The sequence below is a fragment of the Agromyces bauzanensis genome (assembly GCF_014645655.1).
Taxonomy (GTDB): Bacteria; Actinomycetota; Actinomycetes; order Actinomycetales; family Microbacteriaceae; genus Agromyces; species Agromyces bauzanensis.
In genome coordinates this window covers 1-14,777 of the sequence record NZ_BMMD01000020.1, presented here as the reverse complement: position 1 = coordinate 14,777, position 14,777 = coordinate 1, and the positions used below count along the sequence as shown (strand labels likewise).

The following is a 14,777-nucleotide window of genomic DNA, read 5'->3' as shown; positions in this document are numbered from 1 at the left end:
AGCTACCGCATCGCGAGCGACGCGGCGCCCAGGATGCCCGCGTTGTTGCGGTGCACGGCGGGCACGATCGGAGTGCGCAGGTCGAGCAGCGGCAGGAAGACTTCGGAGTGCTTCGACACCCCGCCGCCCACGACGAACAGGTCGGGGGAGAAGAGGGACTCGAGGTGCGAGTAGTACCGCTGCAGCCGTTCCGTCCACCGCTCCCAGCTCAACGACTCCCGTTCCATCGCCGAGTACGCGGCGCTGCGCTCGGCGTCGTGCCCGTCGAGCTCGAGGTGCCCGAGCTCGGTGTTCGGCACGAGCACGCCGTCGTTGATGATCGCCGATCCGATGCCGGTGCCGAGGGTCGTGAGGATCACGACCCCGTCGACGCCCGCGACGGAGCCGTAGCGCAGTTCGGCGATGCCGGCGGCATCCGCATCATTGATGAAGTGGATCTCGCGACCGAGCGTCTGCTCGAACAGCTCCTCTGCGGGCAGGCCGATCCACTCGTCGGAGATGTTCGCCGCCGACAGCGTGCGGCCGTGCTTCACGACCGCTGGGAAGCACAGGCCGAGCGGGAGCTTCGTGCCGTCGGCTTCGTCGGCGATGCCCGCGAGCAGCTCTTCGGTCGCCCGCAGGATGTCACCGGGACGGCCGCCCTCGGGCGTGCGCACCTTGAACCGCTCGGTGACGAGCGCGCCGGTGCCGAGGTCGACGACCGCCCCTTTGATGCCCGTGCCGCCGATGTCGATGCCGATCGCGTGGTCAGTCGCCATGGCGCCAGACTATCGCGGCGTCTGATCGCGATCCTCAGGGGAGCGTCAGGATATCGGCGCCGCGCTCGGTGACGACGAGGGTGTGCTCGGACTGCGCCGTGAGCGAGCGGTCGCGCGTCACGACCGTCCAGTCGTCGTCCCACACGTCCCAGGTGACGGCGCCGAGCGTCAGCATGGGCTCGATCGTGAAGACCATGCCGGGTTCCATGACGGTGTCGAACTCGGGTGCGTCGTAGTGGGGGATGATGAGCCCCGTGTGGAAGGCACGGCCGACGCCGTGCCCCGTGTAATCGCGCACCACGCCGTATCCGAAGCGCTTCGCATACGCCTCGATGGCGCGACCGATCACGTTCACCTGCCGACCCGGGGCGACGGCGCGGATGCCCCGCGCGAGCGCCTCGCGGGTGCGCTCCACGAGGAGCGCGGCCTCGGGATCGGCATCGCCGACGAGGAACGTGTGGCTGAGGTCGCCGTGGTACCCGTCGAGGTACGCGGTGACGTCGATGTTCACGAGGTCGCCGTCCTGCAGCACCGTGTCGTCGGGGATGCCGTGGCAGATCACCTCGTTGACCGACGTGCACGACGACTTCGGGTAACCGCGGTAGCCGAGGGTCGACGGGTACGCGCCGTGGCCGACGACGTACTCGTGCGCGATGCGGTCGAGCTCGTCGGTCGTGACCCCGGGGCGGATCGCGGATGCCGCGGCGTCGATCGCCCCCGCGGCGATGCGTCCGGCCGCGCGGATGCGCTCGACCTCATCGGCCTTGTATCGATCACCGTCCGTGTTGGGCGTCGGCGCGGCGCGGCCGACGTACTCGGGGCGCGTGATGCCGGACGGCACCTCGCGGGTCGGCGACAGGCGGCCGGGGATCAGGTGGCCGGCATGGTCCTTGGGCATAGGATCAGCCTATGGCCGAGGATGTCGAGCACATGTTCTGGTACAACATGAAGAGCGGCAAGGTGGAGCAGGGATTGCTGTCGCCCGCGGTCGACCGCGTCGGGCCGTTCGAGACGCGCGAGGAGGCCGAGCGAGCGCTCGAGATCCTGCGCGCCAACAGCGCGAAGTGGGCCGAGGAGGAGGCCGCCGAGGACTGACCGCCGGTGGTTGAGGAGTGCCCGACGAAGTCGGACGCGTCTCGAGACCCCTATTCGTAGCTGTGCTCGGCGTCGGGGTAGCTGCCCGATTCAACGTCTTCCCGCCACGACCGGGCCGCGTCGCCGAGCACTCCTGCGAGGTTCGCGTACTGCTTCACGAACTTCGGCACCCGGCCGATGGTGAGGCCGGCCCAGTCGGTCCAGACCAACAGCTGTCCGTCGGTGTGCGGGCCGGCGCCCACGCTGATGGTCGGGATGTCGAGGAGCTCGGTGACCTGCCGCGCGGCATCCATCGGAACCATCTCGAGCACCACCGCGAAGGCGCCCGCCTCCTGCACCGCCTTCGCGTCGGCGAGCAGTTGCTGCACGCCCTCGCCCCGGCCCTGGATGACGTGGCCGCCCAGGCCGTGCTCGCTCTGCGGCGTGTAGCCGATGTGCCCCATCACGGGGATGCCGGCGCCCACGATGCGCCGGACCTGCTTCGCGCTGCGTTCGCCGCCCTCGAGCTTGACGGCGTGGGCGCCGGCCTCCTTCATGAACCGCACCGCCGTCTTGAGCGCGTCCTCGGGGCCGTTCTCGTACGAGCCGAACGGCATGTCGGCCACCACGAACGCGCGCCTGACCGCTCCGGCGACCGCGCGCGTGAGCGGGATGAGGTCGTCGATGGTCACGGGCAGGGTGGTCTCGTAGCCGAGCACGTTGTTGCCCGCCGAGTCGCCCACCAGCAGGAAGTCGATGCCCGCCTCGTCGAAGATGCGGGCCGTCAGCATATCGTAGCTCGTGAGCCCGGTGATCTTGATGCCCTCGCGCTTGGCGTTCTGGAAGTGCCGCGTGCGCACGCGCTTCGGCCCTCCGGACGCCGCGGCCCCGCCGTACGGGTTCGTCTCGGCGACGGGAGAGCTCGCGGATGCTGGGTCGTTCACAGGCTGGACTGGCATGCCGCCAGTCTGGCACAACGGGCTGCCATGCCCGGCGCTCGGCCGGCCGTCGAGCCGCTACCCTGAGAGGTGCGAGAGAGGGTGTGGATGGATAAGCAGCGCGACTTCGTTCTCCGGACCATCGAGGAACGTGGAGTCAAGTTCGTCAGGCTCTGGTTCACCGATGTGGTGGGCACCCTGAAGTCGGTGGCGATCGCCCCGGCCGAGGTCGAGGGGGCGTTCACCGAGGGCATCGGATTCGACGGCTCGGCCATCGAGGGCCTCAGCCGCACGTACGAGTCCGACCTCCTGGCGTTCCCCGACCCGACCACCTTCCAGACGCTCCCGTGGCGTGGCGACATCGACCCCACGGCGCGCATGTTCTGCGATATCACGACGCCCGACGGCGAGCCGGCCGTCGCCGACCCCCGCAACGTGCTGAAGCGCACGCTCGCGCGCGCGGCCGACCGTGGCTTCACGTTCTACACGCACCCCGAGATCGAGTTCTACCTCCTGAAGTCGTCGAAGTACGGACCCGAGGGGCCGCAGCCCGTCGACTCGGCCGGCTACTTCGACAACGTGCCCGGTGGCACCGCCCACGATTTCCGTCGCCGCTCGGTGCGCATGCTCGAGGACCTCGGAATCTCGGTGGAGTTCAGCCACCACGAGGCCGGCCCGGGCCAGAACGAGATCGACCTCCGGTACGCCGACGCCCTGACCACGGCCGACAACATCATGACCTTCCGCACGGTCGTCAAGGAGGTCGCGATCGAGCAGGGCGTCTACGCCACGTTCATGCCCAAGCCGTTCTCGCACAATCCCGGCAGCGGCATGCACACGCACCTCTCCCTCTTCGAGGGCGACGCGAACGCGTTCTTCGAGGCCGGCGCGCAGTACCAGCTCTCGAAGATCGGCCGCCAGTTCATCGCCGGGCTCCTGCGGCACGCCAACGAGATCTCGGCGGTCACGAACCAGTTCGTGAACTCCTACAAGCGGCTGTGGAGCGGCGATGAGGCGCCGAGCTTCATCTGCTGGGGCCACAACAACCGCTCCGCGCTCGTGCGCGTGCCGCTCTACAAGCCGAACAAGGGCCAGAGCGCCCGGGTCGAGTACCGGGCCATCGACTCGGCCGCGAATCCGTACCTCGCCTTCTCGCTGCTCCTCGCGGCCGGCATGAAGGGCATCGAGGAGGGTTACGAGCTTCCACCCGAGGCCGAGGACGACGTGTGGGCGCTCACCGACAGCGAACGACGCGCGCTCGGGTACCACCCGCTGCCGGCGAGCCTCGACCACGCGATCGAGTACTTGGAGGAGTCCGAACTCGTCGCCGAGACGCTGGGCGAGGTGGTCTTCAACTACGTGCTCGCGAACAAGCGCGCGGAGTGGCGCGACTACCGGGTGCAGGTCACGCCGTTCGAGTTGCACCGCAACCTCGAGATCCTCTGACCCGAGACGGATGTCACGGCAGGCGCAGTCCCTCGGCCGGCTCGCCCGCGCGGGCTTCGACGACCTCGACCGGGCCGCCGCCTCGCTCGAGGAGCTCGCCTCGGCGACCGGCGTCGATGAGGAACGCCTGCTCGCCGCCCTCGCGCATGCGGGCGATCCCGACGAGGCACTCGCGGCGATCCGCCGCCTCGAGGAGCGTGCTCGGCCCGAGGTGACCGCGGTGCTCGGCGACGACGCCTCCGCCGAGCGCCTGGCGCGCCTGTTCGGCGCGTCACGCGGCCTCGCCGACTTCCTGCTGCGGCATCCGACCGAGCTCGCGGTGCTGCGGCAGGCACCGAACCGGCCGCTCGGAGCGGATGACGCACGCGCCGCGATGTCGGCCGCGCTCGACGACCTCGACGTTCCGCACGCTGGCCTGCCCGAGGCCGCGGCGACCGCGGTGCGGGCGCGTTATCGCCGCCTCCTCGCGGGCATCGCCGTGTACGACCTCACGCGCCCGAGCACGATCGAGGCCGTCGACACGGTCGCTGCGGGGCTCGCCGACCTGGCCGGTGCGGCGATCGACGTGGCGCTCACGGCGGCCCGGCGCGCGATCTCTCGCGTCGACGGGGAGCCCGCCGCGCCCGGCCGGTACCCCGAACACGAGGTGGCGGCGACCCGCCTGGCGGTGATCGGCATGGGCAAGGCCGGTGCCCGCGAGCTCAACTACGTGAGCGACGTCGACGTGATCTTCGTCGCCGAGTCCGCCGACGAAGAGGCGGTGTCGACGGCCCGCGCGCTCGACATCGCGACGCGGCTCGCAATGGTCGCGATGCGCGTGATCGCCGAGCATGGCATCGAACCGCCGCTCTGGGAAGTCGACACGAACCTCCGCCCCGAGGGCAAGGATGGCGCACTCGTGCGCACGCTCGACTCGCACCTGCAGTACTACGACCGGTGGGCGAAGAGCTGGGAGTTCCAGGCGCTGCTCAAGGCACGACCGATCGCCGGCGATGCGGAGCTCGGGGCCCGCTACGCCGTCGGCGTCGCCCCGAAGGTCTGGGCGAGTTCCGGTCGCGACGGGTTCGTCGAGTCGGTGCAGCGGATGCGCGAACGCGTGACCGAGCACATCCCCGCAGACGAGGTCGACGTGCAGCTGAAGCTCGGCCCGGGGGGCCTCCGCGACATCGAGTTCACGGTGCAGCTGCTCCAGCTCGTGCACGGCGCGACCGATGTCGAGATCCGGCAGGGCGGCACGCTGCCGGCCCTCGCGGCGCTCGCGGAGCGCGGGTATGTGGGCCGCGAGGCGGCGGCCGAGTTCTCGCGCGACTACCGCGTGCTCCGCGTGCTCGAGCACCGCCTGCAACTGGAACGGCTGCGACGCACCCACCTCATGCCTCGTGACGCGGCGCGGCTGCGAACGCTCGCACGATCGTCGGGTCTCGCTCGGAACGCCGACGACCTGTCCGCCCTGTGGCAGGGCACCCGCCAGCGGGTGCGCGGCCTGCACGAGCGGCTGTTCTACCGGCCGCTCCTGTCCGCGGTGGCGGCGATGCCTCCGGGCGAGCTCGAGCTGACGAGCGAGCAGGCGGAGGCGCGGCTCGCGGCGATCGGCTTCCGCGACCCGAAGGGGGCGCTCGCCCACATCGGCGCGCTCACCGCCGGTGTATCGCGACGAGCCACCATCCAGCGGCACCTGATGCCGGTGCTCATCTCCTGGTTCGCCGACGGCGCGGATCCCGACTACGGGCTGCTCGCCTTCCGCCGGGTGAGCGACACGCTCGGCACCACGCACTGGTACCTGGGCCTGCTGCGCGACTCGTCGGATGCCGCGCTCCGACTCACGCGCGTGCTCTCGGGGTCGAGGTTCGTCGGCGAACTGCTCGAGCGCATCCCCGAAGCGGTCGCGTGGCTCGAGGACCTCGACGAGCTGCGTCCCCGCCCGCTCGTCGCGCTCGAGGACGAGAAGCGAGCCGTACTCGCCCGCCACGGTGACGCGGATGCCGCGGCCAAGGTGTTCCGGGCCATCCGCCGTCGGGAGGTGCTGCGCCTGGCGCTCTCGGCCATCCTCGACGTGTGCACGGTGGAGGAGCTCGGCCGGGGCCTGTCCGACGTGAGCGAGAGCCACATCGCCGCCCTGGTCGAGGCGATCCGCCGCGGCGAGGTCGACGGGCTCGAGTTCGCCGTGATCGGCATGGGCCGGTTCGGCGGCCGCGAGCTCGGCATCGGGTCGGATGCCGACATCGTCTACGTCTTCAGGCCGACGGATGCCTCGCCCGAGGAGGCGCAGGCGCGGGCGCTGCGCATCGTCGCCGAGCTCGTGCGCCTCAGCGAGGACGCGCGCCTGCCCTTCGAGCTCGACGCCGACCTGCGACCCGAGGGCCGCAACGGCGTCGTCGCCCGGTCGCTCGACGCGTACCGCGCCTACTACGCGCGGTGGTCGCTGACGTGGGAGGCGCAGGCCCTGCTGCGTGCGCGCGGCGTGGCGGGTGACGCGGCGCTCATCCGCGACTTCACGGAACTCGCCGACACCGTGCGGTATCCGGCGGAGATCTCCGAGCGCGACATCCGCGAGGTCAAGCGCATCAAGGCGCGTGTCGAGAACGAGCGCCTGCCGCAGGGCGCCGACCCCACGCGGCACCTGAAGCTCGGGCGTGGATCGCTGTCGGATGTCGAGTGGTACGTGCAGCTCGTGCAACTGCAGCACGGCGCCGCCGAGCCGTCGCTCCGCACGACGTCGACACTCGACGCCCTCGACGCGGCTGTCGAGCACCGCTATGTCACCCCGGCGGAAGCGAGCGTGCTGCGCGCGGCGTGGGTGTTCGCCGCTCGGGCGAGGTCAGCGCTCACGCTGTGGCTCGACCGGACGACCGACGTGCTGCCCGTCGAACGCTCGCAGCTCGAGGGCGTGGCGCGCATCATGGGCTATCCGCCCGGGTCGGCGAGCCGTCTGGAGAGCGACTACCTCCAGGTCACGAGGCGAGCGCGAGCCGTGTTCGAGCGGGGCTTCTACGGCGTGGAGCCGCGCCGCGAGCCGACCATGCACTGAGACGTGGGCGGCGCGGGCGCCGGCAGCGCCGCCGGACGAACGACGGCCCCGCACCACTCGGGTGCGGGGCCGTCGCCCTGGGGGGAGCGGGGATCAGACGCCGAAATAGAGCTCGTACTCGAAGGGGTGCGGGCGCTGGGCCAGGGGCTTCAGCTCCTTCTCGCGCTTGTAGTCGATCCAGGTCTCGATGAGCTCCTTGGTGAACACGCCGCCCTCGAGGAGGAAGTCGTGGTCGGCCTCGAGCGCGTTGAGCACCGCGTCGAGCGAACCCGGAACCTGGGGGATCGACTTGGCCTCCTCGGGCGGGAGCTCGTAGAGGTCCTTGTCGACGGGCTCGTGCGGCTCGATGCGGTTCTTGATGCCGTCGAGTCCGGCCATGAGCTGCGCGGCGAAGGCGAGGTACGGGTTGCCCGAGGCATCCGGCGCGCGGAATTCGATGCGCTTGGCCTTGGGGTTCGTGCCCGTGATCGGGATGCGGATGGCCGCCGACCGGTTGCCCGCCGAGTACACGAGGTTCACAGGAGCCTCGAAGCCCGGCACGAGGCGGTGGTAGGAGTTCACCGTGGGGTTCGTGAAGGCGAGGATCGCGGGGGCGTGCTTGAGGATGCCGCCGATGTACCAGCGCGCGACGTCGGAAAGGCCGCCGTAGCCGGCCTCGTCGTAGAACAGCGGCTTGCCCTCGTTCCAGAGCGACTGGTGCGTGTGCATCCCCGAGCCGTTGTCGCCGAACAGCGGCTTCGGCATGAACGTGGCGGTCTTGCCCCACTCGTTGGCGGTGTTCTTGACGATGTACTTGAACTTCAGGATGTCGTCGGCCGCGTGCACCATCGTGTCGAACTTGTAGTTGATCTCGCCCTGGCCGGCCGTGCCGACCTCGTGGTGCGAGCGCTCGACTTCGAGGCCGGCCTCGATGAGCTTCAGCACGATGTCGTCGCGGAGGTCGGCGTGCTGGTCGACCGGCGAGACGGGGAAGTAGCCGCCCTTGTACGCGGTCTTGTTCGCGAGGTTGCCGCCCTCTTCGGTGCGGCCCGAGTTCCAGGCGCCCTCGCTCGAGTCGACCGAGTAGAAGCTCGCGTTCTGCTTCACCTCGTAGCGCACGTCGTCGAAGATGTAGAACTCGGCCTCGGGGGCGAAGAACGCGGTGTCGGCGATGCCGGTCGAGGCGAGGTACTTCTCGGCCTTCTTGGCGACCTGACGGGGGTCCTTGCCGTAGATCTCGCCGTTGCGCGGGTTGTAGATGTCGAACACCATGACGAGCGTGCGCTCGGCGCGAAACGGGTCGACGTAGGCCGTGGAGACATCCGGGATCAACTGCATGTCGGATTCGTGGATCGAGGCGAATCCGCGGATGGAGGAGCCGTCGAACAGCTGGCCGACCGTGAAGAACTCCTCGTCGACGGTCGACGCCGGGATGTTGAAGTGCTGCTGCACACCCGGGAGGTCGGTGAAGCGGATGTCGAGGAACTTGACATCCGTCTCCTTGATGAACTTGAGCACTTCAGACGAATCACTGAACATGTGACGAACACTCCAAGAGGGCGGGTGGGGACCGGACGGACTTGCACAGCCGCTCACGACGGTATCGAGTCGCGATTTCCCGACCGTGACACGGATGTTTCCGTCATGTTACGCGCCGGGAGGGTCGGTAGAATCGGGGGGTGCCTGCGACCCAGCCCCGAACCTCCGGCGAACTCCGACCCGGTCGGTGGCCGGGGGAGCGGCTCGGCCTTCCCGCCGCCGGCTCCGGTTCGGTGGGCCGCGTTGGCCGGCGCCTCGCGGCGCTCGCGATCGACTGGGTGGCGGCGATCGTGATCGCGTTGCTCTTCGCCCCCTACAGTTCGACGCTCCACACGTGGCTCACGCTCGGGATCTTCGCCCTGATGCAGGTCCTCTTCATCCCGACGATCGGCGGAAGCGTCGGTCACCGCCTCGTCGGCCTGCGGGTCGTGCCGGTCGCGGGCGGCTGGGTCGGCCCCTGGCGCCCCGTCGTGCGCACGGTGCTGCTCGTCATCGTGCTGCCGGCCGTCGTGTGGGACTCCGACCAGCGCGGCTTCCACGACAAGCTCGCCGGCACGGTGCTCATCCGCGCCTGACAGGCGAAGCGGCATCCGCCGATCGACGGATGCCGCTGCTCACGTGAGCCGAGCGAGCCGGGTCAGCGCATCTTGCCGCGCTGGGGCCGCACCTTCATGGGGTCGATGCCCTTCGGGATCGGCAGTTGCGTCTGCAGGGAGTTCAGGCGGTTGGCGACGGCGAGCGCCTCGGGCTTCGTGAGCGTGCGCTTGGTCTTGCGCAGGGTCGCGGGGAGGCGGTGCAGCTCGATGGAGCCCTCGTCGTGGCCCACCGAGATGAGCATGATCGGGACGTTGGGGAGCACCCTTGCGACCTTGCGCTTCTCGTCGTCGAGCATGCGCTGCGTACGGGACACGGGCCCCTCGCTGATGAGCGCGACCCCGCCGCGCCCCACGGCGCGATACACGGCGTCCTGCGTCTTGCCGTTCACGGCGACCGGCATCTCGTTGCCCGTCCAGCCGCCGCGCAGTCCGCTGCGGAGCACGGCGCCGACCGCGCCGGGCTGACCCTCGATCTGCGAGTACGCCGCCCGCTCGGCCCGGCGGCCGAGGATGACGAGCGCGAGCAGGATGCCCGCCAGCACGCCGGCGACGATCCAGAGCGCGATGGTGAGGCCGTTGCCGTCGCCGAACCACAGCGCGAGAGCGAGGCCCACGAGCACGGGAGCGAGGAAGCCGAGGAGCATGAGCCACTGTGAGCCCTTGTCGTAGCGGCGGGTCATCTGGAAGACCTGCCACATCTGCTTCATGCGGCCGGGCTCCCTCGGAGCGGACGGCTTGTCCTTGGTGCGTGCCATGGTGACAAGGATACCGGCGGCCGCGTGCCGCCTCCGACCGTGTTCTCGACGAGCGGAGGCGGCATCCGGATGTCTCAGCCGACCGCCTGCGCGAACCCGAGCGACGCGTCGGCGAGGTGGGCGAGCGCGGGCGGCAGCTCGAGTCCCTTCGCCTGCATCGACTGCGCCCAGAGGCGCCCGGCGCGGTACGAGGAACGCACGAGCGGTCCGGCGAGCACCCCGAGGAAGCCGATCTGCTCGGCCTCCTCCTTGAGCTCGACGAACTCCTCGGGGCGCACCCAGCGATCCACCGGGAGGTGACGCGGGCTCGGGCGCAGGTACTGCGTGATGGTGATGATGTCGGTGCCCGCATCGTGCAGGTCGCGGAGCGCCTGAGAGATCTCAGCGCGTTCCTCGCCCATGCCGAGGATCAGGTTCGACTTGGTGATGAGCCCGGCGTCGCGGCCCTGGGTGATCACGTCGAGCGAGCGCTCGTAGCGGAACGCCGGCCTGATGCGCTTGAAGATGCGCGGGATTGTCTCGACGTTGTGCGCGAAGACCTCGGGACGGGACGAGAAGACCTCGCCGAGCAGCTCGGGGTTGCCCGAGAAGTCGGGCACGAGGATCTCCACGCCGGTACCGGGCGACTGCCGGTGGATCTCGCGGATGGTCTCGGCGTAGAGCCACGCACCCTCGTCGGGCAGGTCGTCGCGCGCGACGCCCGTGACGGTCGAGTACCGCAGCTGCATGCGCACCACCGACTCGGCGACGCGACGTGGTTCGTCGATGTCGTAGTCGGCGGGCTTTCCAGTGTCGATCTGGCAGAAGTCGCAGCGCCTGGTGCACTGCGAGCCGCCGATGAGGAAGGTGGCCTCGCGGTCCTCCCAGCACTCGTAGATGTTCGGACAGCCGGCCTCCTGGCACACCGTGTGGAGCTCTTCGCTCTTCACGAGGTGCAGGAGCTGGCGGTACTCGGGGCCCATCTTCGCGTGCGTCTTGATCCACTCGGGCTTGCGCTCGATCGGCGTCTGGGCGTTGCGGACCTCGAGGCGCAGCATCCTGCGCCCCTCGGGTGGGGTGCTCATGCGGCGACCGCCGCCTCGGCCTCGGCGAGGAACCGCTGCGAGATCGGTGCGACCAGCTGCTCGGGCGTCACCTCGCGGCCGAGCTCACGGGTGATGGTCGTGACCCCCGCGTCTCGGATGCCGCACGCGACGATCCTCTCGTAGGGGTCGAGGGAGTTGCTGCAGTTGAGCGCGAAGCCGTGCATCGTGACGCCGTCGGCGACGCGGATGCCGATCGCGGCGATCTTGTTCTCGAGGCCCGGAGGGCCCACCCAGACGCCCGAGCGGCCCTCGACGCGGCGGCCGGCGACGCCGAGGCCTGCGAGCACGTCGATGAGGATGCCCTCGAGCCGGCGAACGTAGCCGACCACGTCGATCGGCTCGGCGAGCCGGAGGATCGGGTAACCGACCAGCTGGCCGGGCCCGTGCCAGGTGATCTTGCCGCCCCGGTCGACGTCGATGACGGGCGTTCCGTCGGTCGGTCGCTCATCGGGCGCGGTGCGCTTGCCGGCGGTGTAGACGGAGGGGTGTTCCAGGAGGATGACGGCGTCGGGGCGTTCGCCCGCGACGACCGCGCGATGGACGGCGCGCTGAAGGTCGAGACCCTCGATGTACGGCACGGAGTTGGCGCTTAGCCCCGCGACGACGAAGTCGAGCATGTCGACCAGTCTATGCGCGCCAGGGACGTGCCCGACTTGTCCTCCACATGCGGTCGACGGCGTGCTCCGCCACGACCCGTGAGCCCCGCGAGCGGTCGGCGCCGTGCGCCCTGGAGGATCTCGGCATGAGCCGCATACGCCGTCGACCCCAGGACACCGTCGTGCCGCCGCCTGCGCGCGTCGCGAGTCCGCCGCCGCTCACGGGCGGCCTCGTCGGATATCGGCTGCTGCGCCGCATCGCGTCCGGCGAGCGGGCTGACGTCTACCTTGCGGCGGCGGAGCCGGAGCATCCCGACGATCGTCCGGCGGACGGCCTCGCGGCGCCCGCTGATGCCACCGCGTCGGCGCCCGCACGCGGTGTGATGCCCCTCGTGGCCGTGCGGGTCTACCCGGCGCACGTGACCGGCGAATCGGTCGCGATCGAGATCGAGGCCATGTCGACGGATGCCGACGGTTGCCTTCCAGCCTTGTTCGACGTCGCCGGGCTCGACGACGGCCGATGCTGCCTTGCCGTCGAGCGCCTCCCGGGGCCGTCCATTGCACGACTGCTCACGGAACGCGCACTGACCGCGGGCGAGGCGGTCACGATCCTCGCGCCCATCACCATCGCGGTCGCCGATCTGGCCGCGCGGGGGTTCGTGCACACCCGACTGTCGGCCGCCGACCTGCTGCTCGATGATGGCGGGCGCCCGCGGCTCATCGGGCTCGGCGCGCTGCGCCGCCTGCCCGGACCCGAGCTGGCCGCGGAGCGCACGTCGCTTCTCCGAGCCGGGCACCTGGCCCTCGCGGAACTGATCGAGGAGGTCGCCGCCGTCGTGCGGCCCGCCGGCGCCCTCGACGCGGCCATCGACCTGATGCGGGGCCGGCTGGAGGCGCGGCCGTTCCTCCGCTGCGAGCCCGAGCTCGAGCGCCTCCTGTTCCGGGCCGCCACACCGGAGCCGATCGCCGGCGTCGAGGTGCGGGTGCGGGCGACGCGCGTCCCCGCCCGCGTCACCGCACCAGTTTCGCCGCCTGAGGCGGGACAGGACCACGTCGCCGGGCCGGAGGCGGGTGGCGCGCCGGCTCGGCGCCTCAGCGGGCTTCGGGCGTTCCTCGGCCTCGCCCAGCTGCCCACGGAACTCGACGAGCGCGTGGTCGCGGCGACGGAGGCGTCGCCGGCCGGCCGGTTGCGCAGGCGCGTCGGCGCCATCGTGCGTGCACGTCGTGGTGCACTCACGGTCGGCGGCCTGGTCGGTGGGGGAGCGCTCGTGCTCCTGCTCACCCTCGTGCCCCCGGCGACGGCCGGTCCAGCAGGCGAGGCCGGGAGTCCGGATGCCGCGACCGGCGACTGGAGCAGGAACGCCCCGACGCCGAGCACGACGTCAGCAGAGCCCTCCGCAGAGGCCGGAACCGCGGTCGGCGACGCGTTCGGCGAGGATGCGGCCGCGGCGGCGCGGGCGCTGCTCGAGCGTCGCGCCGAGTGCTTCGCGACGCTCGACCTCGCGTGTCTCGACGAGGTGGTGCAGCACGGCTCGGCCATCGAGGCGGACGATCGCGCGACGATGCACGCGGCTCGCGACGGCGCGCCACCGCCCGTCGACGCGTTCGATCCGTCGACTGCGGCCGTGACGGTCGAGATGGGAGATGCCGTGCTCGTCGAGGTGTCCCATTCGGAGGCCGGAAGCGAAGCGGCCTCGCTCCTCGTGGTGAGGGGCGAGGCCGGCTGGCGTCTGCGCGAGATCTTCGATTAGATGCCGAGCACCGACTCGAAGTCGCCCTCTTCCAGGCGCTCCTTGACCGCGGTCAGGAAGCGGGCCGCGTCGGCGCCGTCGATGATGCGGTGGTCGTACGACAGCGCGAGGTACACCATCGAGCGGATGGCGATCGCCTCGGAGCCGTCCTGGCTCACGACCACCGGCCGCTTCACGACGATGCCCGTGCCGAGGATCGCCGACTGCGGCAGGAACACGACCGGGGTGTCGAACAGCGCGCCGCGCGAACCGGTGTTCGTGAGCGTGAACGTGCCGCCCGAGAGCTCGTCGGGCTTCAACTGGTTGTTGCGCGTGCGATCCGCGAGGTCCGCAATCTGCGCCGCGAGACTGGCGATGTCCAACTCGCCGGCGTCGCGGATCACCGGTGTGAGCAGGCCGCGCTCGGTGTCGACCGCGATGCTCATGTTCTCGGTCGCGGGGTAGACGATGCTGTCTCCGTCGACGGTCGAGTTGATGATCGGGTAGGCGCGCAGGGCCTCCGCGGCGGCGAGGGCGAAGAACGGCAGGAAGGACAGCTTGTTGCCGGTCTTCTCGAGGAACGCGCCCTTGACGCGATCGCGCAGGCGTGCGACGCGGGTGACATCGACCTCGATGACGGTGGTGAGCTGCGCGGTCGAGGTCATCGAGACCACCGCGCGCTCGGCGACGACCTTGCGCAGGCGCGTCATCGGCACGGTGGTGCCGCGCAGCGGCGACGTCTCGAGCGGCGTGCGGGCCGGTGCCGTCGGCACGGCCGCCGGTGCGACGTGGGCCGAGATGACGTCCTGCTTGCGAATTCGTCCGCCGACCCCGGTGCCCGTGACGCTCGCGAGGTCGACGCCCTGCTCGTTGGCGAGCTTGCGCACGATGGGCGTGACGTAGCCGCTGGGGCCGGCGTGCGCCCCCGTCGCTGCTGCTGGTGCGGCGACCGGTGCCGGCGCAGCCGGAGCCGCAGTAGGCGCGGCCGGAGCGGCCTCTGGCGCAGGTGCCGGCGCAGGCGCGGCCGGCGCCGCGGCGGGTGCCGGCGCAGGTGGAGTAGCAGCAGGCGCGGCCGGCGCCACCTCGGGTGCCGGTGCCGGCGCAGGCGCAGTCGGAGCGGCCTCGGGTGCGGGTGTCGGCGCAGGCGGGGCCGGCGCCACCGGAGCGGCCTCGGGTGCGGGTGTCGGCGCAGGCGGGGCCGGCGCGGCCGGCGCGGCCGGCGCCACCGGAGCGGCCTCGGGTGCGGGTGTCGG

At 70.9% G+C, this 14,777-nt stretch carries 13 protein-coding genes; 5 read left to right on the top strand and 8 right to left on the bottom strand.

Annotated features, from left to right (window positions below):
* Positions 1–2: 2 nt before the first annotated feature.
* Both ppgK and map read right to left on the bottom strand, forming a co-directional pair.
* Complete coding sequence (gene ppgK, locus IEX31_RS14990) at positions 3–758, bottom strand: polyphosphate--glucose phosphotransferase (RefSeq protein ID WP_188744220.1); 756 nt, start codon at positions 756–758, stop codon at positions 3–5.
* Between the two features lie 34 nt (positions 759–792).
* A complete protein-coding gene (map, locus tag IEX31_RS14985; protein ID WP_188744219.1) occupies positions 793–1,656 on the bottom strand; it encodes a type I methionyl aminopeptidase in 864 nt (287 codons plus the stop codon).
* An 11-nt stretch (positions 1,657–1,667) separates the two neighbouring features.
* Between map and IEX31_RS14980 the strand changes: the two genes are divergently transcribed.
* A complete protein-coding gene (locus IEX31_RS14980) occupies positions 1,668–1,853 on the top strand; it encodes an SPOR domain-containing protein (protein ID WP_188744218.1) in 186 nt (61 codons plus the stop codon).
* Between the two features lie 50 nt (positions 1,854–1,903).
* Here IEX31_RS14980 and panB read toward each other — a convergent pair whose 3' ends face one another.
* Complete coding sequence (gene panB / locus IEX31_RS14975) at positions 1,904–2,791, bottom strand: 3-methyl-2-oxobutanoate hydroxymethyltransferase (RefSeq protein WP_188744217.1); 888 nt, start codon at positions 2,789–2,791, stop codon at positions 1,904–1,906.
* An 87-nt stretch (positions 2,792–2,878) separates the two neighbouring features.
* Here panB and IEX31_RS14970 point away from each other — a divergent pair, with 87 nt between their 5' ends.
* Entirely contained in the window at positions 2,879–4,216 is a 1,338-nt protein-coding gene (locus IEX31_RS14970) for a glutamine synthetase family protein (RefSeq protein WP_188744216.1), read from the top strand.
* Between the two features lie 10 nt (positions 4,217–4,226).
* A complete protein-coding gene (locus IEX31_RS14965) occupies positions 4,227–7,244 on the top strand; it encodes a bifunctional [glutamine synthetase] adenylyltransferase/[glutamine synthetase]-adenylyl-L-tyrosine phosphorylase (protein ID WP_188744215.1) in 3,018 nt (1,005 codons plus the stop codon).
* 93 nt (positions 7,245–7,337) lie between these two features.
* Here IEX31_RS14965 and glnA read toward each other — a convergent pair whose 3' ends face one another.
* Complete coding sequence (glnA, locus tag IEX31_RS14960) at positions 7,338–8,762, bottom strand: type I glutamate--ammonia ligase (RefSeq protein WP_188744214.1); 1,425 nt, start codon at positions 8,760–8,762, stop codon at positions 7,338–7,340.
* Between the two features lie 140 nt (positions 8,763–8,902).
* On the opposite strand from glnA, the gene IEX31_RS14955 reads away from it, so the two are divergent.
* Positions 8,903–9,337 carry an RDD family protein gene (locus IEX31_RS14955; protein WP_188744213.1) on the top strand — a complete coding sequence of 145 codons (435 nt, stop codon included), beginning with the start codon at positions 8,903–8,905 and terminating at the stop codon, positions 9,335–9,337.
* 62 nt (positions 9,338–9,399) lie between these two features.
* Here the strand turns inward: IEX31_RS14955 and IEX31_RS14950 are convergent, their stop codons facing one another.
* The 3 genes from IEX31_RS14950 to lipB all read right to left on the bottom strand — a co-directional run bounded on the left by IEX31_RS14950 (position 9,400) and on the right by lipB (position 11,815).
* Positions 9,400–10,113, bottom strand: a complete 714-nt coding sequence (locus IEX31_RS14950; RefSeq protein WP_188744212.1) for a DUF4191 domain-containing protein — start codon at positions 10,111–10,113, stop codon at positions 9,400–9,402.
* A gap of 74 nt (positions 10,114–10,187) precedes the next feature.
* Complete coding sequence (lipA, locus tag IEX31_RS14945; protein ID WP_188744211.1) at positions 10,188–11,177, bottom strand: lipoyl synthase; 990 nt, start codon at positions 11,175–11,177, stop codon at positions 10,188–10,190.
* Positions 11,174–11,815, bottom strand: coding sequence for a lipoyl(octanoyl) transferase LipB (gene lipB, locus IEX31_RS14940; RefSeq protein ID WP_188744210.1), 642 nt, complete (start codon positions 11,813–11,815; stop codon positions 11,174–11,176). The genes lipA and lipB overlap by 4 nt, the downstream gene beginning before the upstream one ends.
* 125 nt (positions 11,816–11,940) lie before the next feature.
* On the opposite strand from lipB, the gene IEX31_RS14935 reads away from it, so the two are divergent.
* Positions 11,941–13,545: a protein kinase family protein gene (locus tag IEX31_RS14935; protein WP_188744209.1), complete on the top strand. Its 1,605-nt coding sequence runs from the start codon at positions 11,941–11,943 to the stop codon at positions 13,543–13,545.
* Here the strand turns inward: IEX31_RS14935 and sucB are convergent.
* Positions 13,542–14,777, bottom strand: a 1,236-nt coding sequence (gene sucB, locus IEX31_RS14930; protein WP_188744208.1) for a 2-oxoglutarate dehydrogenase, E2 component, dihydrolipoamide succinyltransferase, incomplete at its 5' end; no start/stop codon positions are given. The genes IEX31_RS14935 and sucB overlap by 4 nt on opposite strands.

Coding starts and splice junctions, on each gene's coding strand:
- ppgK (WP_188744220.1), bottom strand. CDS start 758: ATGGCGACTGACCACGCGATCGGCATCGACATCGGCGGCACGGGCATC.
- map (WP_188744219.1), bottom strand. CDS start 1,656: ATGCCCAAGGACCATGCCGGCCACCTGATCCCCGGCCGCCTGTCGCCG.
- IEX31_RS14980 (WP_188744218.1), top strand. CDS start 1,668: ATGGCCGAGGATGTCGAGCACATGTTCTGGTACAACATGAAGAGCGGC.
- panB (WP_188744217.1), bottom strand. CDS start 2,791: ATGCCAGTCCAGCCTGTGAACGACCCAGCATCCGCGAGCTCTCCCGTC.
- IEX31_RS14970 (WP_188744216.1), top strand. CDS start 2,879: ATGGATAAGCAGCGCGACTTCGTTCTCCGGACCATCGAGGAACGTGGA.
- IEX31_RS14965 (WP_188744215.1), top strand. CDS start 4,227: ATGTCACGGCAGGCGCAGTCCCTCGGCCGGCTCGCCCGCGCGGGCTTC.
- glnA (WP_188744214.1), bottom strand. CDS start 8,762: ATGTTCAGTGATTCGTCTGAAGTGCTCAAGTTCATCAAGGAGACGGAT.
- IEX31_RS14950 (WP_188744212.1), bottom strand. CDS start 10,113: ATGGCACGCACCAAGGACAAGCCGTCCGCTCCGAGGGAGCCCGGCCGC.
- lipA (WP_188744211.1), bottom strand. CDS start 11,177: ATGAGCACCCCACCCGAGGGGCGCAGGATGCTGCGCCTCGAGGTCCGC.
- lipB (WP_188744210.1), bottom strand. CDS start 11,815: ATGCTCGACTTCGTCGTCGCGGGGCTAAGCGCCAACTCCGTGCCGTAC.
- IEX31_RS14935 (WP_188744209.1), top strand. CDS start 11,941: ATGAGCCGCATACGCCGTCGACCCCAGGACACCGTCGTGCCGCCGCCT.